This is a genomic window from Planococcus donghaensis MPA1U2 (genome assembly GCF_000189395.1).
GTDB classification, from domain to species: Bacteria; Bacillota; Bacilli; order Bacillales_A; family Planococcaceae; genus Planococcus; species Planococcus donghaensis_B.
The window spans coordinates 13,761-38,800 of record NZ_AEPB01000033.1; the positions used below are offsets into that span (position 1 = coordinate 13,761).

Below are 25,040 nucleotides of genomic sequence, written 5' to 3' on the forward strand. Positions count from 1 at the left end.
ATATCATGGACAGTTTAGTTAAAAAAAGAGTTCACCGGCTCTTAACAGAGTTAATTCGAGCAGATACAAGCAATGAATTGGCAAATGAAATCGAAGCTGCAGAGATTTTACAAGTGTTTTTTGCAGAATATGATATCCATACTGAAATTCTTTACAGCCCTCACGGTAGAGCAAATTTAATTGCCGTTTTAGATGGAGATTCTAGTACCGATCCCATTGTCTTACTATCTCATTTAGATGTTGTTGGACCGGGAGAAAAAGACTGGGTGCATCCTCCTTTTAGCGGGAAAGTCGAAGATGGCGTGCTGTGGGGAAGAGGGGCTCTTGATACTAAACAGCTAACAGCCATGCATGCAGGCGTCATGGTCGAGTTGAAAAAACAAGCTCAAGCTAACGGTTTACGGCAAAATGTAATCTTCTTAGCAACGGCAGACGAAGAAAATGGCAGTGCTGAAGGTATGGGGTTTTTAGTAAATGAGATTCCGCATTGCTTCAAAAATGCCACGATTTTTTCAGAAGGTGGAGGGTTTACCTCACAAGTAGGAGCGCAGCGCTATATGTTTGTAGCGGCTGGTGAAAAAGGGACGGCTACAGTTAAAGTCAAAGCGAATGGTGAGGGAGGACATGCAGGTGCACCCCCTTCGGATCAAGCATTGCTTCATTTACTCGCAAGCTTAACAAATATTTTGCAAAAGACATTTAACCCGCCCCAATATCCAATTTTATCTAATTATATAGAACATTTAGAAGCGGTATTAACGAAAGAAGAACATACCGATGAAAACGAGATTTTTCTATTTCAAATGAGAGATTACATGATGTTTCCAACGGTCACTGTTCAAAACGTCAATGTAGGCAATCAAATCAATGTCATACCTTATTACGCTGAAGCAGAAATCGAAATCAGAGTTTTACCGATGACAACTGAGCAAGAACTAAAACAACAACTTAGCACGGTACTCGATTCGAAATCCGTTAGCTGGGAATTGCTTTCTTTCCAACAAGGTTACGAAAGTAATATTGACAGTTCTGCACTAAGTGAATTAGAAAAACACAGTGCCAATATGAACTACCCGTTAAAAGTTCTACCATTTACGGCTCTTGGAAAAACTGATGGTCGTTTTATCGGTCAACTGGCAAAAGATATTTACGGGATTTCACCAGTGAAAATCCCATTTATCGAAGTTTTAAAGCGAGTCCATAAAGAAAATGAGCGAATTGAATTAGATTCTTTCGATTATGGTCTCGAATTGTTGTGGGAAACCATTGTTCCGATGGCTCAAAAAAGGGGGGATGAAATTGTCGTTACAAAAAGAGAAAGTCGACCAAGCAATTTCGTATCTGAATGAAGGGTTTGCAGATGCATGGCTAATTTATGCAAGTGAAAGCAGTGATCCTTGTTTACCGCTAGTTCCAGGAGTAGCAACAGTCGGTCCAGGTATTTTCTTGTTTACTGCAGACCAAGGCAGTTATGCCATATGCAGCTCTATCGATGCACAAGATATTGAAGAAAGTGGGGTTTTTAATCAAGTCATCAAACATCCTGGCAGCTTAGAAGAAAGCTTGCAAGAATTAATGAATGAGTTGGCTTTGAAGAAAGTTGCGTTAAATTATTCTGTAGAAGAACCGTTAGCAGATGGATTGACTACAGGGAGATATCGTTGGTTGATCAAGGTTTTTGAAAAGTTAGATCCACTTGAATTGGTGTCATCCGAACCGTTCTTAACAAAACTTCGCAGCATCAAATCAGCAACAGAATTGCAAAACATTCAGCAGGCAGTTGATGACACGATTGACATTTATGATGCTGTCTTTGCAAAGTTGAAACCTGGATTAACAGAGAAACAAGCAGGTGACTTGTTTGTCGCAGAAATGTTAAAGCGAGATTTAGTCAATGGAATTGATCGAACACCGTCCAGACCGATTGTGATGAAGAATAATATTGCGCATCGTCCGCCGAGTGATTCGGTGATTGAACCAGGCGACCTCGTGATTTTTGACTTTAGTACAGTATTTAATGGATATGTTTCGGATATTGCGCGAACGGTTTACTTTTTAAAAGAAGGAGAAACAGAGGCTCCTCAACGGATAAGGGATACATTTGAAACCATATATGAAGCCATAAGCAAATGCAAAGAGGCAATGAACCCGGGAAAACAAGGTGTAGAAATTGATGCAATAGCAAGGAATTTGTATATCGAGCGATCGTATCCAGAGATTTCACATGCGACTGGTCATCAAATTGGACAAGATGTCCATGATGGTGGGGTGCTACTCGGTCCTGCTTGGAAGCGGTACGGCTCATCTCCTTATGGGGAGCTTGAAGCAGGCATGGTTTTTACAATAGAGCCGACTATTTTTATGGAAGATGGTATTCATTTTATCGTTGAAGAAAATGTGGTTATCACAGACAACGGAGCGGAATGGCTCAGTCGGAGACAAGATCAGTTAATCTCCATACCATGGAGGCGAGGATCATGAAGAAATACATTATAAAACGCTTAATCCAATCGATTCCTATCCTACTTGGTATCACGATTATGACATTTGCCATTATGCAATTGGCTCCCGGAAATCCAATGGAAACAATGATTAATCCAAAAATCTCTCCGGAAGAAATGCAAAAAATGAGAGATAGCATGGGATTAAATGAACCCATTCATATTCAATATTTCAATTGGATAAAAGAAGTGGTGCAAGGTAATTTGGGGTACACCGTAAAAACAGGTCAGCCGGTTAGTGAGTTGATATTAGAAAGATTGCCAGCCACTTTACTGTTAACAGGAAGCGCATTTGTCATGGCTTTTGTTATCGGAATTCCGTTGGGCGTTTATTCTGCTACTCACCGTTATAAAGCAGGCGACTACTTGTTGACTGTATTTTCATTTATCGGAATTTCGATTCCTTCGTTTTTCCTTGGCTTAGGATTGATCTTCATCTTTGCCTTGAAACTAGGATGGCTACCGACCTCTGGAATGTTGACGATAGGAGCTGATTATACAGGTTTTGCGCTAGCAGGCGATTATTTGAAACACGTCATCATGCCAGCTACGGTTTTAGCCCTTCCAACAATTGCTGTTGTTATGAGATTTACAAGGTCCAGCATGTTAGAAGTGCTAAATCAAGATTATATTCGAACAGCAAATGCAAAAGGCTTGGATAAAAACAAAGTCAACTTGAAGCATGCTTTGAGAAATGCATTAATCCCGGTCATTACAATTTTTGGTCTTTCCATCCCGTTTCTTTTTGGCGGGGCATATATCACTGAATATATTTTCAACTGGCCAGGAATGGGCAGTCTAGGCATCCAAAGTATTGTAGCCCGTGAATACCCTGTCATTATGGCCTTGAATCTCTTTACCTCGGTTTTAGTTATGTCAGGAAATTTGATAGCTGACATTATGTATGCGTGGGCAGATCCGCGAATCCGATATTAAAAAAGAGATACAGAGGGGAGGGATAGGATGACTCAGCAATTTGCACAGGAGATTGAGATCAAACCAAAAAAGAAAGGTGTTTTTGAAACAGACGCGTGGAAACGATTTAAACAAAATAAATTGGCTGTATTTGGAGCAGTGCTTCTAAGTTTGTTTGTTTTCGTAGCTTTATTAGCTCCAGTTCTTGCACCTTACGATCCTTATGTTTCTCAAGTAAACGAATTAGGCACCTATGATGTGCATGCCAGTCCTTCGGCAGATCATTTATTAGGAACTGATAGCCTTGGACGAGATATGCTGAGCAGATTGATATATGGGGCAAGAGTATCACTGAGTGTGGCTTTTGCTGCTGTATTGATCGCCACTATAACCGGTGTCATCCTCGGAATTATTGCGGGCTATTATGGCAAATGGGTAGATACTGCAATTATGAGGTTAACAGATATCGTAATTTGTTTCCCTGTATTGTTTTTAGCCATTTCAATCGCAACGATTTTAAAGCCAAGTATTTTTAACGTCATGATTATCATCGGATTGGTCAGTTGGACAACCATGACGCGGCTAGTTCGAGGAGAAGTGTTGAGAATAAGGGAGACCGAATATATTGAGGCAGCAAGAGCGATGGGACAAAACAATCTTATCATTATGGCCAAGCATATTTTGCCGAATATTATGGCGCCGATTGTCGTTCAGGCAACATTGCAAACCGCTGAAGCGATTTTAACCGAATCTGCTTTAAGCTTTCTCGGAGTCGGTGTTCAACAGCCTGTTCCAAGCTGGGGAAATATGCTGAATGAGGCCACTTCTATTTTGGTTTTACAGTTTAAACCATGGATTTGGATACCCGCCGGATTGGCGATTTTACTAACTATTTTATGTATAAACTTTGTAGGAGATGGCTTACGAGATGCACTAGATCCAAAAACTAAAAAAACCTGAGGGGGTAATGAGATGAAATTTTTCAGACTAGTATTGCTGTTATTGGTAATGGTATTTGTCACGGCGTGTTCAGGAAACGAAGCGAATGTAGAAACGGTTACGTCTGCAACTGAAGGAGAACCAAAAGCTGGTGGTACGGTAACGGTTGCGTTTAATAGTGAGCCAGGAAATTTAAATCCAATGATTTATGCTACAACTTCTGATACGAACGTGACACATATGGTTTACGATTCATTAGTCATTCCTGATGAGGAATTGAAGATGGTCGGAAGCCTAGCAGAGAGCTGGGAAGTTTCTGAAGATAATAAAACCTATACTTTTAAATTGACTGAAGGAGTAACGTGGCACGATGGCGAGCCTTTTACTGCTGAAGATGTTGAATTTACATTTACTGCTTTAGCCGACCCAACATATGATGGTGGTGCATATTGGCGTTCAGAGCCAATTGAAGGTGCTGAAGAATATAAAAATGGTGATGCAGAGTCGATCACTGGAATTGAAGTAGTAGATGATTTAACGATTAAATTTACAACTAAAGAAACATTTGCTCCATTTATTTCCGGATTGTTTGTTGGGGTTCTGCCTAAACATATATTAGGGGATGTAAGCCCTGGTGAATGGGCAAAACACGAATCAAACCGTGAACCTATCGGGACAGGACCATTCAAATTTGTGGAATGGACAACTGGACAATATATTGAGTTAGCGAAAAACGAAGATTATTTTAAAGGAAGCCCGAATTTAGATAAAGTGCTTGTACGCTTCGGTGATGCAAACACAATGTTAGCTTCTTTCATTAGTAAAGATGTCGATATTTCGACTGTTCCTGTAGCAGAAACGCCTTCAGTTAAAAGTTTGGACTTTGCTGAAGTTGTTACACAAAACCAATTGAGTGTTTATTACGTTGGGTTCAACTCGAAAGCAGAGCATTTTGGTGATGTGAAAGTTAGACAAGCGCTAGCTCATGCGGTGGACAAACAAAACATTGCAACGTCTGTGCTTGGTGAATACGGTAACGTTTCAGATGATATTTTCCCATCTAGTCATTGGTCACATAGCCCAGACCTACCAATCTACGATTACGACGTTGAAAAGTCAGCGAAATTACTCGAAGAAGCAGGCTATGAAAAAAATAGCAAAGGGATTTACGAAAAAGATGGAAAAGAACTTGTCTTTACTTTTGAAGTTCCTACAGGAACAAAAGAGCGCGAGCAATCTGCAGTACTTCTGAAACAAATGTGGGAAAAAGTTGGCGTAATCGCAGAAATTCGTTCACTTGATTTCCCAACGTTAGTTACTAAGTTGTTGCCAAAAGATGAAAATGGCGGTCAACGTGAAGTTACAGGAGAAGATTTCTCTGCATACATTTTAGGATTTGGCATTGAAGCCGATCCAGATGAATACAGAAGTTACTTTGGCTCATCTTATCAGCCACCAAATGGTTATAACTTTGTTGGTTACTCAGACCCTACAGTTGATGAGTTGTTAGAAAAACAATCTCAAGAATTAGATTTTGATAAACGCCAAGAATACATTTGGGAAGCTAGCAAAATCTTAGCAGAAGATGAAATCTGGATTCCGCTTTATGAACAAAATGCCCCACACGTAGCAAACAAACGTGTACAAGGTTTCAAACCTGACTTTAGAGGCGCAACATTTAATGCAAAAGACTGGTCGGTTACCGATTAATACGCAATGAAATGTAGCGCGGGAGCAATTGCCGCGCTATCTCCATAGTTATAAAGGAGGCTTTAGTGTGAGCAATAAAAACGATCGCTTTCATCAACTGATGGATCAACTGGAATTAGAAGGTATTTTGTTAACAAGCTTTGAAAATATTCGCTATTTGACCGGGTTTAGTGGCAGCAATGCACTTGTTTATGTCACACGACAAGATACATTTCTTTGGACAGATCAACGATACGAAATTCAATCTCAACAACAATCACCGCAATGCAAAATTGACATTTCACGTGAAGCGATAAAACAATTTAATGCCAAAAAAATAAAAGAAACGCTTACTGGCAAAGTGGGTTTTGAATCAGATAGTCTAACCGTTTCAGAATTCGATTTTTACAAAAGCGCAGCAGGTTCTGTCGAATGGATTCCATTAGGCAATGAGATTTTGCAAATACGCGCCGTCAAAACGTCTGAAGAAATTGTTCTGTTGAAAGAAGCAATTAGAAGAGCTGATTGTGCCTTTTCCAAAGTCTTACCTTATGTCAAAGAAGGAATTTCGGAAGTCGAGTTAAAAGTCGAACTAGAGTATTTGATGGCAAAAGAAGGGCATGAAGGAGCTGCATTTGGAACAATAGTTGCTTTTGGTGAACGAGCGGCTTTGCCGCATGCCATCCCGACTGCTAGAAAGTTAAAGCGTGGTGAAATGGCGTTGATCGACTTTGGATTGAACTACGAAGGTTATATGTCAGATATGACGCGCACCATTAAATTTGGTCCAATCGCCAATGAAGAATCGACTATCTTCGATTTAACATTAAACGCATTAGAAGCATCCATTGATGCAGTAGCTTCTGGAGTAAAGCTTAGTGATTTAGATGAAATTCACCGAAGCTTATTTAGAAAAGCAGGAGTCGAAAAGTATAGCCTGAGAGGGTTAGGTCACGGTGTTGGTCTCCAAATTCATGAATACCCGCGTGTCGTTGAGAAAGGTCCAGGAGCTCTTGAAGAAAACATGGTTTTCACGATTGAGCCAGGACTGTACTTTCCAGATCGATACGGAGTTCGAATTGAAGACATTGTCTTAGTCGATTCAAGCGGCTGTGAGGTGCTAACACAAACACCAAGAGAGATTTGTTTAGGCTGACTGGAGGGATTTAGATGACGAAAATCATTGAGGTAAAAAACCTGAAAACTTATTTTTACGCTGAAGGCAAAGAAGTCCCGGCTGTCGACGGAGTCAGCTTTGATATTAGCCAAGGAGAGACACTGGGGTTAGTAGGTGAGTCTGGGAGCGGTAAAAGTATAACTGCTTTGTCGCTATTATCACTAATTCCAAAGCCACCTGGGAAAATTATCGATGGTGAAATTTTATTCAAAGGTGAAAATATTTTAAATTACAATGAAAAGCAATTGCGAGCAATGCGAGGCAATCAAATTTCAATGATCTTCCAGGAACCAATGACTTCACTAAATCCAGTATTTACGGTGGGAGATCAAATTACAGAAGTACTAATCTTACACAGTAAGTTAAAAAAGAAAGAAGCAAGAAAAAAAGCAATTGAGATGCTGAAACTTGTAGGCATTCCGCTAGCAGAGAAAAGAGTAGATGAATATCCGCATCAATTATCTGGAGGAATGAGACAACGCGTGATGATTGCAATGGCATTGGCATGTAATCCGGCATTATTAATCGCTGATGAACCTACAACAGCTTTAGATGTTACTACACAAGCACAAGTGTTGGAACTAATGAAAGAATTAAAAACTAAATTTGAAATGGCCACTTTATTAATCACACACGATTTAGGAGTAGTGTCTGAAGTTGCCGATAAAGTAGCAGTTATGTATTTAGGAAGAATCGTCGAATATGCTACAGTCGAATCATTTTTCTCAAAGCCTCTTCACCCGTATTCAGTCGGACTGATAAACTCCATCCCGAGTATGTTTGATGAAGTTGACCGCCTAAATCCGATTCCAGGACAAGTCCCTCATCCGACGGAACTGCGAAAAGGTTGTCGCTTTCATACAAGATGCCCTCACGCCAAGCAAATATGTATTGATGAAGAACCAGAACTTTTACCGGTCAAAGATAAGCAAGTTAGATGTTGGATGTATACCAAACAGTATGAATTTGAGGGGGCACATTAAGTGAGCACCTTACTAGAAGTAGACGGCATAAAAAAATGGTTTGGTTTGGAACGAGAAGGATTGTTTGGCGGGGAAAGACAATTTGTTAAAGCGGTAGATGACATTAGTTTTACGATTAATAAAGGTGAGACATTAGGTTTAGTAGGTGAGTCAGGCTGCGGTAAATCTACTGCTGGCAGAACCATTTTGCGGTTGATTGAAGCTACGGAAGGAAAAGTAGTGTTAGATGGAACCAATTTATATGACTTAAAAGCGAAGGATTTGAAAAAGCTAAGAAAAGATATGCAAATTGTATTTCAAGATCCCTATGCTTCTTTAAATCCGCGGATGAAAGTAAAAGATATTTTAGAAGAACCCATCAAAATTCATACAACATTAACAAAGCAACAAAGAGAAGAAAAAATCAAGCAAGTAATCAGCGATGTTGGGCTAAATGCGATGTATCTAGAGCGCTACCCGCACGAATTTTCAGGCGGGCAAAGACAACGGATCGGCATCGCTCGAGCATTAGTAGTTGAACCAAAACTGATCATCATGGATGAGCCTGTATCTGCTTTAGACGTTTCTGTGCAAGCCCAAGTGCTAAATTTAATCCAAGACATTCAAGAAAAATACAATCTTACTTATTTATTCATTACTCATAATTTAAGTGTAGTCAAACACATATCTGATCGAGTAGCTGTCATGTATTTAGGTCGGATCGTGGAAATTGGTGACAAAAGCGCATTTTTCAAAGAGCCGTTGCACCCTTATTCCAAAGCGCTAATCAGCGCAATTCCAGAAACAAGTCAACTAAACCGAAGAGAGCGGGTTATTTTAAAAGGGGATATTCCAAGTCCAGTTAATCCGCCTTCCGGTTGTCGTTTTCACACACGTTGTCCATTTGCAATGGATAAATGCCGAGAAGTTGAACCAGCATTAACAGAAATTGGACAAGATCATTTTGTCGCATGCCATTTATATGAAGTAGGAGGAGAAGTTATTGGAAAAATATGATGTTGTTATTGTAGGTGCTGGAATTATCGGCTGTTCGATTGCTTATCATTTAGCAGAAAAAGGATGTAGCAATGTATTGGTAATTGATAAAGGGGGAATCGCTTCTGATATAACAGGAATTTGCCCTGGAGGAATTCGCCAACAATGGGGAACCGAAATCAATTGTGTAATGTCCAGAGAGTCGGCAAAATTTTTTCGAACGATTAACGAGCACCTCCACCCTGAGCATGAAATCAAATACCGAGAAGTGGGGTATTTATATACATTCCACACAGACCAAGTATGGCAAAACTCATTAGAAAACGTAAAGCTCCAAAATAGTTTAGGAATCCCAACAGAAGTATTACTGCCAAAAGAAGTTGCTCGGTTAATCCCTAATATAAACCAAGACAGCTTTATCGCAGCCTCGTATTGCAAAACAGACGGATTTGTAGATGATGCTTATCACGTCACACAAAGCTTTGCTGATGCAGCCAAACGAAAAGGCGTGAAGTTTGTGACGGATGAAGTTGAAGGAATTGTGGTAGAAGGTGGCAAGGTCGTAGGTGTCCAAACGGCAAACAAAGGAACGATACAAGCTGATAAAGTTGTGAATGCCGCAGGGCTTGGCTCGAAGCGTTTGAGTGAAACAGCTGGTGTAGAGTTGCCGATAACATTTGAAAAACGTCGAATTCTTTACACAAACCGTGTCGAAGAACGTGTGTTAGAACCGTTACTCGTAAGCTTTGAAAAAGGATTCGCAGCAAAGCAATTAACAGATGGCACCATTTATTGTAGTTATATTGGAAAAGACTTGCAACCTCCATATTCTATGTTCGATTTTCAAGCAAAAGCAGCAGAAGTCGGAATGGAATTGTTCCCGCCTATGGAAAACGTTGAATTTAGAACACATGTCGATGGCACGTATGATAGCACACCTGATCATCAAGCGATTCTTGGTGAAGTTGATGAGCTAGGGGATTATTATTTAGCTGTTGGAATGAGTGGACATGGATTTATGATGTCACCAGCCATTGGCGATTCTGTTTCTTCTATTGTGTTAGGTGAGAAAGCAACAATTGATGTATCCTCTTTAAACTTAAGAAGATTTGTTCAAAACAAACTTATTTTAGAACCAAGTGTCGTTTAAAGAAAGGAGAAAAACATGCCAAATTTAATTATTCATTTTCATAATAGCGATATTCAAGTGAGAGCTGAATTGCTCACTGAGAAAGCACCTAAAACAACTAAAGAGTTAATGAGCGTTTTATCTAGCGCTTATGACACTACTGGGAAACACGCGATGTATACAGGAAAAGAAATTAGCGTTCAATTAGCGGAAACCTTGTTTCAAGATTCCGAATTAGGTGAGCAGGTAAAAGAGAATTTAACCTGCTTTCCACAGCCAGGGGATATTTTGTTTACTTATATGCCAAAATACGCTTGGGCAGGAATACCATCAAAAATTTTTGATGTGGGAATATTTTATGGCAGCAATGCGCGAACTTTTTTCCCGATGGGCTGGCTACCAGGAAATTTATTCGCCCGCGTTGTAAATGAAGATTTAGAGAAACTAGCAAAAATGGGAGACTTAACGTTAACCGGTGGGCAGCAAAAGTTGAGTTTAAGTATTGAAGAGTAAAAGCTGATTGCTCGTTTCGTTGACAAAAAAACACCTTCGGATTAGTTGATGTAAGTCATCCCTAATCCGAAGGTGTTTCCATTTTTTATTTCATTACTTTAAGAGCAAGTGTTTCAGGTAAAAAACGTTCTATGGCATCTAACGCTTTGATGATGTCTTCTTTTGTATTATATAGATGTGGAGCTAGACGAATCACATCTTTTCTGGCAGAAAGAATAATGCCTTCAGATCTCAATAATTGCTCCATCTTATTGCCATCTTCACAGTATATTGCGGTTGTTGGACCCTTATCTGCAACGGTTAAAGGACTGGCTATCTTCAAGTTTCGTTTTTGTGCTTCTTCTAGTGTGAAAGCAGAAAGTTCGTTTAAATAACTTTCAATTTTATCTGTACCAATAGATAAAATATAATCTAACGCAGCATTAGCGACATACGCATTAACTACTGGTGGAGTTCCGGTATTAAAGCGATTCGCGCCTTCACCATATTCTAAAAGGTCGTGGTGGAAGCCGAAAATATTTTTTTGACCAAACCAGCCAATTGTTGAAGGCTCTAAAGTTTCTGCTAACTCTTTTCGAACATACATAAATGCAATACCTGGAATACCAAGAAGGTATTTTTGCATGCCTGCTACTAAAATATCTACACCTGTTTCTTGTACATCAATCGTTACAGAGCCAGCTGATTGGTAAGCATCAACAAAAAGTAAAGAGCCTTTACTATGAGCGATGTCTGCAATAGCTTTTAAGTCTTGTTTAAAGCCATTGTAGTAAGAAACATGCGGAATACACGTTAGTTTCGTATTCTCAGTAATGTACTTATTATAGTAAGAAATGGATATTTTTTCATCCTTTTCAGGAATGTATGTAATGGAAAAGTCTTGCTTTTTTTGCTGAGCCAGGATGGATTGTCCAATACATGGGAAATCCATATCAGTAGTGACGACGTCTTTACATGACAATGGTAATGAGTGTAGTATAGAAGAAATACAATCTGACACTGATCCCATGATTGCAACTTCTGAAACATCGCAATTAATTAATTCAGCAAATTTTCGTTTAGCTGAATTGGTGACGTTCATCCATTCAATCCAATCCATACCCGAACCTACTAAACTTTCTTGATAATCCTTAAGTGCTTCTAAAGCTTTGTTGGACATGGCGCTTTGTGAACAGCTAGATAATACAGTCAACGTATTTAATGTCGGGAAATCTTTTCGGTAGTTTTGCATATAATAACTTCCTTTCAAATTGGAGTGAAAAATTATGGATGATAATATGAGAGAACTGGAGTTGCTAAATCCTTGGTTTGATAAATTACCTTATGACTGGAACAGTTTATCGAATTATGGAACTGAAGTAAGTTGTAAGAAAAACACCATTCTTTTCAACCAAAATGAACCTGGAGAATTTATCTATATGGTTCGTTCAGGAAGAGTGCGCTTGTATTTAATATCTTCTAGCGGTGAAGAAAAAGCCTTATCAATTATAGGAGAAAACGGAATACTTGGTGAGTGTTGCTTAGGCCAAGATTCAATACATTCTACAAACGCTGTCTGCGCATCTGAAGTAAGATTGCAGAAAATATCTAGAAATGATTTTCTCCACTTTATTGCACAAAAACCCGAATACATTCTACAAACTTTGGATTTAATCACTAAAAAGTATCGCCTTCTTTGCATGCAATCTCTTCACCTCAGCTATATGAAATCTTTACCCCGAATTTGTGGCTTGCTAATCCAACTTGCATTAAAGTATTCAGTAAAACAAGAAGGAAATAAGCATCAGCTTACAATTCTTTTCACCCAACAAGAAATGGCCAATTTGTTAGGGACTACTAGAGTGACAGTTGCCAAAAACATGAAATGGCTTGAAGATAACAACTACATTTTTAAAGATAATAAATACTACATAATTAACGATATTAAAGAATTAAACGAGCTTAGCAAAGATCAGTTTGACTAATTTCATTTTAATAATAAAAATGGTAGATGTATGTAAATTACTTTACATCTAGCCATATAATAACGAGATTATTGTTTGAACAAAATAAATTGAAGTGACACTTAGTGCTTACTAGAAGCCTAAGTGTTATTTTTATGGTCAAATTGTCGGGGAGATGCAGTTTTTTGGTTGAAGAAGAAAACTCAGTAAAAAAAGAAAAAGTTCATGTAAAGAAGCAAAAAATTCATGTAAGAGCTGCGAACACCCGGGTTAAAAAGAAAAAACTTCATGTAAGAATCACATACACCCGGGTTAAAACCACACTCCCCCAAAATACCCAATTCACATTTTATGTTGCTGTTTACAAAAATTTGATGTAAAATTACCAGTAATAATTTGAAAACGCTTACAATTCTGAATTTATTCATCCAGAAGCCATCGCTCATCAAAAGACATAAGCGATTTCGCCCTTTTGTGCAATCGTTTGCACAAAAATCAGAAAGAGATGTCTCACTCATAAAAGGAGGGTGTATTGTCAATCTACAGGCTATTCTAAAGCAAATAGAAAGGGAGATGACAGCGTGAAGATGAGCAAGAAATGGAAACAGAAATTTTTAATGGTAATGGCATTATTGCTAGTAATGGGTACGTGGACGCCGTTTGTTCAAGTTCAACCGGTACAGGCGGAAGATTCGACAGCGACGAATGATCGAGAAGTGCGTTTGTCTTATATTCGCGAAGATCAAACATACGGGGATTGGAATATTTGGGCGTGGAACACAGGAAGAGTTAATGATCAAATCAATTTTGAATCGTATGACGGCGGGGTAGCTGTAGCTCATATTGCGGTAGCGCCAGAAACGAAGGAATTTGGATTTGTTTTGCGCAGCACCGAAGATTGGAATACAGCCCAAAAAGAATTTGGAGATCGCTTTATCCAGGTAAATAAAAATGATTCTTTAACAAAAGCTTTTGTTACAAGTGGAAAAGAACAGATTCGCATTGTACCGGATGGGTCGGCGCCTGTTATCGATAACGGAGACGCCATGTTTTATTACCGAGACAAAGAGCTTTTCGCAACGGACGCGATGAATACCATTGAAAAAGTGGAATTGCAGTTTGATGGCGAGACGCATGAAATGACGTATGAACCGGAAAATGAGCGGTTTGTGTTTTTAGCAAATGATATTCCGACGGGTGAACATCCTTATACATACCTCGTGACAAAAGCGGGTGTGACAACGGAAGTTACGGATCCTTACAATACGGTAGACGGTGTTTCGACGCTTGTATTTAACCAAGCGGATTTGACGGTGAGCGGCACTGTAGCACCCGCAGCCATCGATTCCAATCAAAACGCGGTGTTGTCTGTTGATATTGAAGGGATAACAGAAGACGTTCAACTTTCAAAAATTGTTGCGGATACTTCTCTTTTAGGTGGATCTGCTCAACTAGAAATTGATCCGACCTTAAAAGAAATTTCGATTGCCGTAGACGATGATATAGCGGCAGGTTTAAAGGCGATTCCGTTAACAGTGACGGATTCTTATGGCAATTTGTATAAAGGAACGGCAGAAGTAGAAGTGAAAACTCGACAGTCGGTCGGAGAAGGAGATTTTGACTGGGACGAGTCGGTTATTTACTTTATGTTAACGGACCGATTTTTTGATGGGGATGCATCTAATAACGACCCTTACGATTTAAATTACGATAAGGAGTCGCGTGGTACGTACCAAGGTGGCGATTTTAAAGGCATTACAAAAAAACTGGATTATTTAGATGAGCTTGGGGTTAATACAATTTGGATTAGTCCGGTTGTAGAAAACATTAAATACGATGTTCGTTATTACGAAACGTCAGAACCGTATTATGGCTATCACGGTTACTGGGCCAATAATTTTGGAGAGTTAAATCCGCATTTTGGCACGATGGAAGAGTTTCATAACCTGATTGACGGGGCACACGACCGCAACATGAAAATTATGGTCGATGTGGTGGTCAATCACACAGGATACGGCTTAAAAGAAATTGATGGTTCGATCACTAACCCGCCAGCGGGCTATCCATCAGATGCCGACCGGGCAAGGTTTAGTGATTTGCTTCGTCAAGGGGCGGACGTAGGTACAGATGAAGTGGTCGGTGAACTAGCGGGACTTCCAGACTTTATCACAGAAGATCCAAACGTTCGCAAACAAATTATTGATTGGCAAACCGATTGGATTGAAAAAGCCACGACAGAAAACGGCAATACAATCGATTATTTCCGTGTGGATACGGTGAAACACGTAGAAGATGCGACGTGGATGCAGTTTAAAAATGCTTTAACGGAAAAAATGCCGGAATTTAAAATGATCGGTGAAGCTTGGGGCGCGAAAGTGGACAATACGTTAGGCTATCTTGAAACGGGCACGATGGATTCACTATTAGACTTTGGTTTTAAAGAAACAGCTCGTTCATTTGTGAACGGCAGTTTAGAAGCAGCTAACGCGTCTCTTACTGCACGAAACGCGAAATTGGATAACACGGCAACACTCGGGCAGTTTTTAGGAAGCCATGACGAAGAAGGGTTCCTTCATTCACTTGCTGGGGATAAAGGAAAGTTACAAGTCGCAGCGACTCTTCAAGCAACAGCAAAAGGCCAACCTGTGATTTATTACGGAGAAGAGCTTGGCCAAACAGGAGCTAATAATTATCCGCAATACGATAATCGTTATGATTTTGCGTGGGATCAAGTGGAAGGCAATGAGGTTTTGGCGCATTACACCAAAATTTTAAACTTTAGAGAAGATTATTCGAAAGTGTTTGCGAAAGGTGAACGCACGCTTGTTGGAGGATCTGATAAAGATCAATTCCTCTTGTTTTCTCGTGACTATCAAGACCAAAAAGTTTACGTTGGTCTAAACGTAGCAGAAGAAAGCAAAGCAGTGACTTTAACCGTGGATTCTGCAGACGCTGTTGTGACCGATGCATATTCGGGTACGGAATATACAGCAACAGCAGGAAAAGTAAACCTAACACTTCCAGGAAAAGCAGATGGCGGTACGGTGTTATTGACGGTTAATGGAGGCAATATTACCGGTGTTGCGAAAGACAACGGTGAAGTAGTGGTTGAACCAGTACCGGAAAACAATATCCGCATTCACTATAAGCGCGAAGACAATGTTTATAAAAACTACGGGGCATGGCTATGGAATGATGTTGCGTCTCCTTCTGCAAACTGGCCAGTAGGGGCGACGATGTTTGAAAAAACCGATAGTTACGGAGCTTATATCGACGTGCCATTAGCTGACGGCGCGAAAAATATCGGCTTTCTTGTAATGGACATTACCGCGGGTGACGCGGGCAAAGACGGTGGAGACAAAGGCTTTACGATTTCTTCGCCACAAGCAAATGAAATTTGGATTAAGCAAGGTTCAGACAAAGTGTATACGTACGAACCTGTAGATTTGCCAGCAAATACTGTTCGCATTCATTACACGCGTGATGCGGCAGATTACGATGACTTTGGCATATGGAACTGGGGCGATGTCGCGTCTCCTTCAGAAGACTGGCCAACAGGCGCGGTCAATTTTGATGGAACAGATCGTTACGGTGCCTATGCTGATATCAAGTTAACTGAAGCTGCAAAAGAAATCGGGTTTTTAGTAGTCAATGAAAAAACGCAAGAAAAAGATGCAGGCGATAAATCATTCAACTTGTTGGATAAATTCAATCACTTATGGATCAAACAAGGAGACGATACGGTGTACGTTTCTCCTTATGATGAAGTCGCATCAGGTCTTGGGTCAGCTGAAATTGTTTCAGAAAATACACTGCTTTTAAGGTTTAATAGCACAGATGGCTTAACTTCTGAAAAATTAGTAGCTGGGTTAACGATTCAAGATGCGGGCGGCGCAGCTGTTGGAGTAGAAGCGGCAAAAATTACAGGAGACAAAACCGTCGAAGTTACAGCGCAATTTAAATTAGACAAATTGCCACTATCCGTTACGTATGCCGGCAGAACGGTGTCAGCTACTACCGGGTGGAGAATGTTGGATAAGACATTTGCTTATGACGGCGATGACCTCGGCGCAACGTATAAAGAAGGCCACGCGACATTGAAGTTATGGGCGCCAAAAGCAAGCAAAGTCGTCGCGAATTTCTATGATAAAAAAGATGCGACGACGTTACTTGGCAGTATCGAATTATCACTTGGCGATCAAGGTGTTTGGTCAAGGGACATTGCACCAAGCGAATTAGGTGTGAAAGATTTAAAAGGGTATTACTATCAATACGAAGTGACAAATGACGGCGTTACGAAAAACGTATTAGATCCGTATGCTAAATCGATGGCGGCGTTTACGGTAAATACAAAAGGTGAAGCAGGTCCAGACGGAGACAAAGTAGGAAAAGCCGCGATTGTCGATTTGAGCGGGACAGACCCGAAAGGTTTCAGTCATGCATCAATTGACGGCTATGAAAAACGAGAAGATGCCGTGATTTACGAAGTGCATATTCGTGACTTTACCGCAGATCCTTCTATTGAAAAGAAATTGAAATCGAGATGGGGATCGTACACGGCGTTTATCGACAAATTGGATTACATTAAATCGCTTGGCGTTACCCATGTTCAATTGCTGCCAGTGATGGCTTGGTATTTTGGCGATGAAACGAAAATGGGTGAAAGAGAACAAAACTATTCCGCTCTTGGCAATGAATACAATTGGGGATATGATCCACACAATTACTTCTCGCCAGATGGTGCGTATTCACAAGACGCGACCGATCCTGAATTGCGCGTCAAAGAACTAAAAGCATTGATCGATGCAATTCATGATGCAGACATGGGTGTGGTGTTGGATGTGGTTTATACGCATACGGCACAAACGAGTTTATTGAATGACATCGTGCCAGATTATTACGCGTATCAAGACGATAAAGGCAACTTCCTTGGCGGATTTGGCAACAACTTAGCAACAAGCCATACGATGGCTGAAAAACTAATGGTCGACTCTGTAAAGTATTGGTTTGATGAATACAAAATTGACGGCATGCGATTTGATATGATGGGCGACGCTACGTATCCGTCTATCCAAAACGCCTACAATGCAGCAGCTGCCATCAATCCAGATGCGTTATTCATCGGAGAAGGATGGCGAACGTTTGCCGGGCATCTTGCAGACCCAGACCTTGCCGGAATGGGTGCTGATCAAGATTGGATGGACAAAACAGATGACGTAGGCGTCTTTTCAGACGAAATGCGAAACGAACTGAAATCTGGTTTTGGCTCTGAAGGCGAACCGCGATTTATCACAGGTGGGGCACGAAACGTAGCTACGATTTTCAATAACATTAAAGGCCAACCATCGAATACGGCCGCTGACGATCCGGGCGACATGGTTCAATATATCGCCGCACACGACAATTTACCGCTTTATGACGTGATTGCGCAATCGATTAAAAAAGATCCAGCAATTCCGGAAAACAATCTCGAAATTCACAAACGCATTCGCATCGGCAACTCGCTCGTGTTAACGTCTCAAGGAACCGCCTTTATCCATGCTGGCCAAGAATACGGCCGGACAAAGCAATGGTTTGGCGAGGGCGTCCCTGAGCAAAAATACCACGAATTAAAAGATGAAACGGGCAACTCATTCGGCTACTTTATCCATGATTCGTATGATTCTTCCGATGCCATCAATCAGTTTGATTGGCAAAAAGCAACAAACAAAAAAGACTTTGCCGTTAACAACACAACGCGTACCTATACAGAAGGCTTGATCGAGTTAAGAAAATCGACTGACGCTTTCCGCTTAGGAGAAAAAGAGCTAGTGGACAAAAATGTTTCTCTACTCAATATTCCGGAAATGAAAGATTCCGACTTAGTCATTGCGTACGAAAATAAATCCACCGACAACACAGGAAATTACTACGTATTCGTCAATGCGGACAACAAAGCCCGTACGTTTACATTAAGCGACTACGATTTCTCAAACGGTGAAATTGTCGTAGATAACGACGAAGCAGGAGCCAAAAAAGTCTCGAAACCATCCGGCTTTACGTTATCAAAAGACACGTTGAAAGTTGATCCATTGACGACGATTGTCATTAAAGTGGAGGAGAAAAAGAAGAAAAAAGAGAAGCGTTAAGATGAATCTCTTGCCAATTGGGGACTACCTAATTGGTAAGAGGTTTTTTAACACTTAATAAATGTAGAGTTATTTGGCTAGATTTTCCGCAAAAAAAGAACAGATTCTCACTACCCTTAACCATAAATGTAAGTTAATTAAAACTTTATACCTAAAATTTAAATTGACCAAATAGATAGTGGTATGTATAATAAATTCAAATAATTCAAACTAAACGGAGTGAAAAATCTTAGTGCCTGTCTCGAAATTAGAAGACCTATGCGCTTCATATACTGACTTAACAACAGAAGATATTCATGTATTAAAACGAGCAGCTTCTACGTTGCAAATGTACGCTGACCTTTCAGAATCTTATATGTTTATCGATTGTAAAATGAAGGACAGTGAAAATGCCATTGTCGTAGCAGAAGCTTTTCCATCATCGAACGGTCAGCTTTATGAAAATTCAGTGGTTGGAAAAATTGTATTTGAGTCTTTCGAGCCTGGTGTTTTTTACAGCTACCGTAAAGGAAAAAAGTCAGCCATTCGCAAAGCCTTAACACAAGAAGGTAGATCTGTAGAACAAAGTGTTATGCCCCTCAGCAACGGCGCTGATCAAGTAATTGGGGTCATCATTCAAGAAAAAGAGATTCCTTCTTTGCTGACGATGAACAATGATTCACGAAGTTTTTCGTTAAACTCTAAATCATTTGATGAAGTGCTTGGAGAAAACAATCGAGGCTTGCCATTGGTATCAGATTTGCTAATGGAAATTTTCTTGCTAACAGATGCTGAAAATCGTCTAGTATATGTCAATCCTGTAGGCGTTCAATTTATAGTTGAAATGAGCCAACAAGAAAAGTTTAAAGATAAAAATTTACTAGAGTTGCTACCTTTTCTTCAGCCGGTTTATGACCAAGAAGAAGATGTCTTTGTTTTTGAGTTAACGTTAGACAATAAAACTTTAGTTGTGAAAAAAGTGAGGTTAAGAGAAGCAGGCAAGATAAAAGGCACATTGCTTATCATTCAAGATTTAACCGAACTTCGGATGAAAGAAAAAGAGTTGATGATGAAGTCACTCGTGATCCAAGAAATCCACCACCGAGTCAAAAACAATCTTCAAACCATTGCCAGCTTAATCAGGCTACAAATGCGAAAAGGCATCCCACCTGAGAGTAAAGTTTACTTTGAAGACACATTAAATCGTGTTTTTAGCATATCAACGGTTTACGAACTGATTTTAGCGAATGAAAACGTTGATGAGGACGATGTGGATATTGTTAAGTTGGTAGAAAAAATAGCTTCTACAATGATTATCAATGAACACGACAAAAAAATTCACTTGCGGATTGTAGCAAATGGTAATAAAATAATATTCCCTTCCAAGAAAGCGGTTTCAATTTCATTAATAATAAATGAACTGGTTCAAAATTCAGTAAAACATGCTTTTGCTGCAAATGATGAAGGTGAGATTGTCGTCAGTTTTTCTGCTGATCAAGAATTTTTAGAGCTTCACATTTCCGACAACGGCGTCGGAATGAACAAGCTCGAACCGCCATCAGGGTTAGGATTAGAAATCGTGAAAAATTTAGTTCTGCATGATTTGAATGGTAAATTTCAATACTTACCTAAAACCAAAGGGACATTAGCCGCAATTCAGTTTCCAATAAGTCCGGAGGTAATTGTTGATGATGAAGAAAAGGATTTTAATAGCGGAAGATGAATCGATTATTCGCATGGATATTAAGATGATGTTAGAAGACAATGGTTATGAAGTGGTAGGTGAGGCAGGAGACGGGGATCGCGCAATTGAGTTGGCATATGAACTGAGGCCGGACTTAATATTGATGGACATTAAAATGCCGAAACTAGACGGTTTAAAAGCCAGTCGCATCATAGCCAATCAATTGGATCTTCCGATGTTGATCTTGACGGCTTATAGCCAAAAGGAATTTATCGAAAAAGCGCAGCAAGATAATATTTTGGGCTATCTCGTAAAACCGATATCCGAAACGAATTTGCTGCCAGCGATTGAAATAGCGCTCCATCAAGCCGGAAAAGCTAAGCAATTAAAAGAAGGCGTAAAGAATGCGGAACAACAAGTGGAGATCAGAAAATTGATCGAACGATCCAAAGGCATTTTGATGCAAGAAGAACAACTAACGGAAAAAGAAGCTTTTAAAAAGCTACGAGATATCAGCATGTCTCGGCGAATGACAATGGAGTCAGTCGCCACTGAAATTCTTGCTACCCAAAAGTGAATAACTAGAGCAAAGACGCTTAAAAAGAACGTTTTTTAAGTGTCTTTTTTTTATTGCATTAATGGAGGTGATGGGTATAAGGGGATCAAGGCATTTCGGGGAAATCTTACATACTAACAAAGGGGGAAATAAAAAATGGCAATGATCGGAACGGTAATTGTTTATATAATTATGATTTGTGCAGTGTTAGGTGCTTTTGCAGCGATTAAAAACCCAGACGAAGGTATCGGCAGAGAATTTATGACGGGCCTTCAAACAATCGGACATATTTTTGTGCCAGCAGCAGGTATTATGGCCTCTATTCCTTATTTAACTTGGTTTATCAACAAGTTTATCAGTCCAGCATTTCAAGCAATTGGTGCAGACCCAGCCATTGCGGCAACGTCTATTCTTGCAACGGATATGGGGGGATATCAGTTAGCAGAAGCGTTGAAAGTTACGAACGAAGGTTGGATTATGGCTATGATCGTCGGCTATATGGCTGGAGCTACAATTGTTTTCTCTATTCCAATGGGCTTGGCATTGCTTGATAAACGTGACCATAAATATATGGCGCTTGGCATCATGTCTGGTGTATTGACGATTCCTATCGGAGCATTTCTTGCTTCTGTCATGGTGGTATTGTTCAACACAGAAATTCGCGATGTGATTAGTACAACAGCGGCATCGCCGTATGAGTTTGTGATTAGTTATGGGCAAATCTTTATCAATTTATTGCCACTTTTAATATTTGTTATTTTGATCGCAGCAGGATTGAAATTCTTCCCGCGTGCAATGGTAAGCGGCTTTATGATTTTTGGCCGCTTGATGGATGCAGCGATCAAAATCGTTCTTGTGTTTTCAATCGTGGAAATTTTCACTGGCTTCTTCTCAATGGTATTCGGCGCTTGGGGCTTCCATCCAATTATGGCTGACCAAGCCGATCAATTCCGAGCACTTGAAACAGCTGGTTACATCGGAATTATGTTAGCAGGAGCGTTCCCAATGGTTTACTTGTTGCGTAAATACGCATCTAAACCACTTGAAGCTGCAGGCCAAAAAATTGGTTTATCGTCAATTGGTAGTGCAGGAATTTTAGCAACAATGGCAAACATTTTAGCGATGTTTGCATTGATCAGAGAAATGCCACCAAAAGACAAAGTAATTAATATTTCATTCGCAGTGTGTGCGGCGTTTATGCTAGGCGATCATTTATCGTTCACAGCAAACTTCCAGCCGAACATCATTTTACCGGTCATTATCGGTAAATTGGCAGCGGGTATCATCGCAATTGGATTTGCTTACTGGTTATCAGTTCCTACTGCTTTAAAACTAGAAGAAAAAGATCGCGCTGACGGCACGATCAGACCAGGCGAATATTTAACAGACGAAGAAAAAGTAGTTGGCAAAGACAACGGGAAATTAGTGGAGAAGGAAACTCCTGCTGAAGTTTAATCTTGCACGAAGTAAGGAGGAGAATTGGAATGAGTGAAGAGAAAAAACGATTTATCCAAGAATTTGTACCAGGTAAACAATTGACATTGAGCCATTTAATCGCTAATCCAGACCCGGATATGTTTGTGAAATTGGGGATTCCGATGGCGGGAGCTTTAGGGATCATGACGTGCACACCAAGTGAAACGGTAATTATTGCAGCTGATTTAGCAACAAAAGCGGCAAATGTTTCGATAGGATTTTTAGACCGATTTACGGGGAGTTTGGTAATTGTCGGGACGGTTTCCGAAGTGGACATGGCTATGCAAGAGATTAATCGATTTTTGTCAGAAAAATTAGGGTATACGCCAGCAAAAATCACCCTATCATAAGGACGTGTTAGCGTTATGAAAAATAGAGCAATGCTTATTGGTTCGATCGGAGCCGGCAAGTCTACTTTGACAAATGCGCTATTGGGTAAAGATGTAGAAGCGTATAAAACACAAACCTTAACCTATTACGACTGGATTGTGGATACTCCTGGAGAGTACACCGAAAATCCGCTTTTTTATAAAAGCATCATGGCGACAGCTCTAGAAGTAACACATGTCTTTTATCTGCAAGATGCGACAAATGGCAAAATGATTTTCCCGCATGGCTTTAGCTCGGGCATTTCAAAATTGCCAATCGGCGTTATTACGAAAAGTGATCATGCGGAGGCAAACCTTCCGCGATCTCTCGAAATGTTGCGCCAAGTAGTTACACATGGTCCGATTGTCATTACTTCAGCGCTTGAAAAAAAGGGTGTCGATCATTTACGTGAGCTTGTGAAATTCGACACAATGGAATCGATCGAAGACTATGTGGAGAACCAAAGGACAACTGAACTGCTGTTCAATAAAGTTCTTTACAAGTAACATAAGCTTTGGTATATTCAAATTATTAAAATAATAGAAACAGGCAAAGGCGCCTATACGATCCGGAGAATCTTCTCGGGTCTGTATAGGCGCCTTTATGCGTTTAAAAGCGAGGTGTACACGTGACAGGTTATTCTCCTAAACTGGAAAAAATCATCAGCGCAGGAATTGATATTGGCACGAGCACAACCAAATTGGTTATTAGTGAGTTTTCTTTAACGAACGTTGCTGGGAGCACACATGTGCCGCGCATTGAAATAGTAGACAAACAAATTTTGTATAAAAGCCCAATCTTTAGCACGCCACTAAAAGATCACGTGACAATTGATGTCGCAGCTGTCGTTAGCATCGTAAAGGCTGAGTACGACAAAGCAGGAATCGTTCCTGCTCAAATTGAAACTGGAGCGGTCATTATTACCGGCGAAACAGCAACAAAAGACAACGCACGTGAAATGATCGATTATTTATCAGATGAAGCAGGAGAGTTTTTAGTCGCAACAGCAGGACCTGACTTAGAAGGCATTATTGCAGCGAAAGGCTCAGGTGCTTATGAGTATTCTGGAGATAACGATAATGTAATCGCTAACATCGACATCGGTGGAGGCACTGCCAATATTGCAGTGTACAAAGCAAAAGAATTAATCGGAACGTGTACCTTACATATCGGAGGCAGGCTTTTAGAGTTTGAACGAGGTAAAGTGAGCTCAATATCGCCACCCATTCAAAAACTGCTAGCTGCTCATAACCGGCAGTTGCATATTGGTGATGACGCACAGTCGCCAACTGTCGACTTTGTACTCGGATTTATGGCCGACTACTTAAACGCAATACTCACAAGAAAAGCAGACAATAACGAAGCGGCGTTGTTATTAGGTCATTTGCCAAATTGGCAAGAAGACATTGACGTCATTTCTTTTTCTGGAGGCATTTCAGAATGCATGTATCAGCACGAATCGCACCAATACGCGCAAGCTTCCTATAACGATATCGGCATTCAACTTGCTAAAGCGCTTCAAACCAATCAGGACTTACAGCAATTTACGTGGATCGAACCCATTGAAACAGTGAGAGCGACTGTGTTGGGTGCCGGTACACAAACAACAGAAATTAGTGGGGCAACGATTCAAGTTTCACCAAGTGATTTGCCAATGAAAAATGTACCGGTTTACAATTTTTCATTCGAACAAGATTTCCAAACAGGAACAGACAGTTTGGAAAAAAAGATAGCAGAAGCGATCGACATGTTCGATGCTTATCACGAAGGCCAAAATTTCGCTTTATACATTTCAGAACTCCCACATATGAGTTTTCGAGCAGTACAAAAATTAGCGGATGATATTCGTCAAATGATGGAACGCCGCCCAAACCCAGACTTGCCGATTGTACTAATTTTGCAAACAGATCATGCACGGGTGCTCGGGCAAACATTGATGGCCATGAACGTCAGACAAAGTGTCATCTGCATCGATCAAATTAACGTAGAACACGGGGACTATATTGATATTGGAAGAATGCTTGAATCAGGGGTTGTTCCAGTCGTGGTCAAAACATTAACATTCCATTCGTCGTAAAGGAGGT

20 protein-coding genes are annotated in these 25,040 nt (G+C 40.2%); 19 read left to right on the forward strand and 1 reads right to left on the reverse strand.

Translation table 11 applies throughout. From position 1 onward, the window contains the following. Positions 1-5 precede the first annotated feature (5 nt). The 10 genes from GPDM_RS10110 to GPDM_RS10155 all read left to right on the forward strand — a co-directional run bounded on the left by GPDM_RS10110 (position 6) and on the right by GPDM_RS10155 (position 10,821). Positions 6-1,349, forward strand: a complete 1,344-nt coding sequence (locus tag GPDM_RS10110; RefSeq protein ID WP_008431097.1) for a M20/M25/M40 family metallo-hydrolase — start codon at positions 6-8, stop codon at positions 1,347-1,349. Further along, positions 1,294-2,481 (forward strand): M24 family metallopeptidase, encoded by a 1,188-nt coding sequence (locus tag GPDM_RS10115; protein ID WP_100069887.1) that lies wholly within the window; start codon positions 1,294-1,296, stop codon positions 2,479-2,481. Before GPDM_RS10110 ends, GPDM_RS10115 begins: the two co-directional genes overlap by 56 nt. Then, positions 2,478-3,437 (forward strand): ABC transporter permease, encoded by a 960-nt coding sequence (locus GPDM_RS10120; RefSeq protein WP_008431101.1) that lies wholly within the window; start codon positions 2,478-2,480, stop codon positions 3,435-3,437. Before GPDM_RS10115 ends, GPDM_RS10120 begins: the two co-directional genes overlap by 4 nt. A gap of 27 nt (positions 3,438-3,464) precedes the next feature. Beyond that, positions 3,465-4,376, forward strand: coding sequence for an oligopeptide ABC transporter permease (opp4C, locus tag GPDM_RS10125; RefSeq protein WP_008431102.1), 912 nt, complete (start codon positions 3,465-3,467; stop codon positions 4,374-4,376). 12 nt (positions 4,377-4,388) lie between these two features. Then, on the forward strand, positions 4,389-6,065 hold the full coding sequence (locus GPDM_RS10130; RefSeq protein ID WP_008431104.1) for a peptide-binding protein: 1,677 nt from the start codon (positions 4,389-4,391) through the stop codon (positions 6,063-6,065). A gap of 67 nt (positions 6,066-6,132) precedes the next feature. Beyond that, on the forward strand, positions 6,133-7,200 hold the full coding sequence (locus tag GPDM_RS10135) for a M24 family metallopeptidase (protein ID WP_008431106.1): 1,068 nt from the start codon (positions 6,133-6,135) through the stop codon (positions 7,198-7,200). Positions 7,201-7,214: 14 nt separating this feature from the next. Next, positions 7,215-8,204, forward strand: a complete 990-nt coding sequence (locus GPDM_RS10140; protein ID WP_008431107.1) for an ABC transporter ATP-binding protein — start codon at positions 7,215-7,217, stop codon at positions 8,202-8,204. After that, positions 8,205-9,200, forward strand: coding sequence for an ABC transporter ATP-binding protein (locus tag GPDM_RS10145; RefSeq protein ID WP_008431114.1), 996 nt, complete (start codon positions 8,205-8,207; stop codon positions 9,198-9,200). Next, the gene (locus GPDM_RS10150) at positions 9,187-10,329 is read left to right on the forward strand and encodes an NAD(P)/FAD-dependent oxidoreductase (RefSeq protein ID WP_008431116.1); all 1,143 of its coding nucleotides are present in this window, start codon (positions 9,187-9,189) and stop codon (positions 10,327-10,329) included. Before GPDM_RS10145 ends, GPDM_RS10150 begins: the two co-directional genes overlap by 14 nt. Before the next feature lie 15 nt (positions 10,330-10,344). Continuing rightward, complete coding sequence (locus tag GPDM_RS10155) at positions 10,345-10,821, forward strand: DUF3830 family protein (protein WP_008431118.1); 477 nt, start codon at positions 10,345-10,347, stop codon at positions 10,819-10,821. An 85-nt stretch (positions 10,822-10,906) separates the two neighbouring features. Here GPDM_RS10155 and GPDM_RS10160 read toward each other — a convergent pair whose 3' ends face one another. Then, positions 10,907-12,052, reverse strand: coding sequence for an aminotransferase class V-fold PLP-dependent enzyme (locus GPDM_RS10160; RefSeq protein WP_008431119.1), 1,146 nt, complete (start codon positions 12,050-12,052; stop codon positions 10,907-10,909). A gap of 34 nt (positions 12,053-12,086) precedes the next feature. On the opposite strand from GPDM_RS10160, the gene GPDM_RS10165 reads away from it, so the two are divergent. From GPDM_RS10165 to GPDM_RS10205, 9 genes are all read left to right on the forward strand, one after another. After that, the gene (locus GPDM_RS10165) at positions 12,087-12,785 is read left to right on the forward strand and encodes a Crp/Fnr family transcriptional regulator (RefSeq protein WP_008431122.1); all 699 of its coding nucleotides are present in this window, start codon (positions 12,087-12,089) and stop codon (positions 12,783-12,785) included. A gap of 164 nt (positions 12,786-12,949) precedes the next feature. After that, positions 12,950-13,144, forward strand: coding sequence for a hypothetical protein (locus tag GPDM_RS10170; RefSeq protein ID WP_008431123.1), 195 nt, complete (start codon positions 12,950-12,952; stop codon positions 13,142-13,144). 207 nt (positions 13,145-13,351) lie between these two features. Next, on the forward strand, positions 13,352-18,892 hold the full coding sequence (locus tag GPDM_RS10175; RefSeq protein ID WP_008431124.1) for a pullulanase: 5,541 nt from the start codon (positions 13,352-13,354) through the stop codon (positions 18,890-18,892). Between the two features lie 232 nt (positions 18,893-19,124). Continuing rightward, a complete protein-coding gene (locus GPDM_RS10180) occupies positions 19,125-20,594 on the forward strand; it encodes a histidine kinase N-terminal domain-containing protein (protein ID WP_008431125.1) in 1,470 nt (489 codons plus the stop codon). Then, positions 20,563-21,132, forward strand: a complete 570-nt coding sequence (locus tag GPDM_RS10185; RefSeq protein WP_039863288.1) for an ANTAR domain-containing response regulator — start codon at positions 20,563-20,565, stop codon at positions 21,130-21,132. Before GPDM_RS10180 ends, GPDM_RS10185 begins: the two co-directional genes overlap by 32 nt. A gap of 135 nt (positions 21,133-21,267) precedes the next feature. Beyond that, complete coding sequence (eutH, locus tag GPDM_RS10190; RefSeq protein ID WP_008431127.1) at positions 21,268-22,566, forward strand: ethanolamine utilization protein EutH; 1,299 nt, start codon at positions 21,268-21,270, stop codon at positions 22,564-22,566. Positions 22,567-22,595: 29 nt separating this feature from the next. Further along, entirely contained in the window at positions 22,596-22,937 is a 342-nt protein-coding gene (eutS, locus tag GPDM_RS10195) for an ethanolamine utilization microcompartment protein EutS (protein WP_008431128.1), read from the forward strand. A gap of 15 nt (positions 22,938-22,952) precedes the next feature. Next, positions 22,953-23,462 (forward strand): EutP/PduV family microcompartment system protein, encoded by a 510-nt coding sequence (locus GPDM_RS10200; RefSeq protein ID WP_008431129.1) that lies wholly within the window; start codon positions 22,953-22,955, stop codon positions 23,460-23,462. Positions 23,463-23,584: 122 nt separating this feature from the next. Further along, complete coding sequence (locus tag GPDM_RS10205) at positions 23,585-25,033, forward strand: ethanolamine ammonia-lyase reactivating factor EutA (RefSeq protein ID WP_008431130.1); 1,449 nt, start codon at positions 23,585-23,587, stop codon at positions 25,031-25,033. The last annotated feature ends 7 nt before the right edge of the window (positions 25,034-25,040 follow it).

What these genes read in the sequence shown, in the direction of transcription:
- GPDM_RS10185 (WP_039863288.1), top strand. Translation starts at nt 20,563, where the DNA reads ATGAAGAAAAGGATTTTAATAGCGGAAGATGAATCGATTATTCGCATG.
- GPDM_RS10200 (WP_008431129.1), top strand. Translation starts at nt 22,953, where the DNA reads ATGAAAAATAGAGCAATGCTTATTGGTTCGATCGGAGCCGGCAAGTCT.
- GPDM_RS10110 (WP_008431097.1), top strand. Translation starts at nt 6, where the DNA reads ATGGACAGTTTAGTTAAAAAAAGAGTTCACCGGCTCTTAACAGAGTTA.
- eutS (WP_008431128.1), top strand. Translation starts at nt 22,596, where the DNA reads ATGAGTGAAGAGAAAAAACGATTTATCCAAGAATTTGTACCAGGTAAA.
- GPDM_RS10115 (WP_100069887.1), top strand. Translation starts at nt 1,294, where the DNA reads ATGAAATTGTCGTTACAAAAAGAGAAAGTCGACCAAGCAATTTCGTAT.
- GPDM_RS10165 (WP_008431122.1), top strand. Translation starts at nt 12,087, where the DNA reads ATGGATGATAATATGAGAGAACTGGAGTTGCTAAATCCTTGGTTTGAT.
- GPDM_RS10120 (WP_008431101.1), top strand. Translation starts at nt 2,478, where the DNA reads ATGAAGAAATACATTATAAAACGCTTAATCCAATCGATTCCTATCCTA.
- opp4C (WP_008431102.1), top strand. Translation starts at nt 3,465, where the DNA reads ATGACTCAGCAATTTGCACAGGAGATTGAGATCAAACCAAAAAAGAAA.
- GPDM_RS10155 (WP_008431118.1), top strand. Translation starts at nt 10,345, where the DNA reads ATGCCAAATTTAATTATTCATTTTCATAATAGCGATATTCAAGTGAGA.
- eutH (WP_008431127.1), top strand. Translation starts at nt 21,268, where the DNA reads ATGGCAATGATCGGAACGGTAATTGTTTATATAATTATGATTTGTGCA.
- GPDM_RS10140 (WP_008431107.1), top strand. Translation starts at nt 7,215, where the DNA reads ATGACGAAAATCATTGAGGTAAAAAACCTGAAAACTTATTTTTACGCT.
- GPDM_RS10175 (WP_008431124.1), top strand. Translation starts at nt 13,352, where the DNA reads ATGAGCAAGAAATGGAAACAGAAATTTTTAATGGTAATGGCATTATTG.
- GPDM_RS10130 (WP_008431104.1), top strand. Translation starts at nt 4,389, where the DNA reads ATGAAATTTTTCAGACTAGTATTGCTGTTATTGGTAATGGTATTTGTC.
- GPDM_RS10160 (WP_008431119.1), bottom strand. Translation starts at nt 12,052, where the DNA reads ATGCAAAACTACCGAAAAGATTTCCCGACATTAAATACGTTGACTGTA.